Below are 234 nucleotides of genomic sequence, written 5' to 3'. Positions count from 1 at the left end.
ACTCATCCATGAGCGCATCAGGATTGTTCTTCAGGTGGTCACGGAAATTGCTAAGGCATTTTTCGACTTCGGCGGCCCCAAACGTAGGCGTGTAGTTCAAACCCTCGATCATTCGTTGAAAGTTTGCAAGTTCCTTCAACTCTGTGTCCGTTTTGGACAAGACGCGCTCTTCCTGATCGGAATTTCGCGGTTTGCCCAATTTGGCAATGATGCTGGAATCTACACGCTCACCGC

1 protein-coding gene is annotated in these 234 nt (G+C 49.6%); it reads right to left on the bottom strand.

Translation table 11 applies throughout. The features are described 5' to 3' along the window. Positions 1–234, bottom strand: a 234-nt coding sequence (locus tag AC1RPG_RS08990) for a hypothetical protein (protein ID WP_481762640.1), incomplete at both ends; no start/stop codon positions are given.

It is taken from the genome of Dellaglioa sp. CoH-57-MRSF-18 (assembly GCF_056781995.1).
Note: the sequence above shows the minus strand (reverse complement) of the source record. Positions and strands in the feature narration are given on the sequence as shown.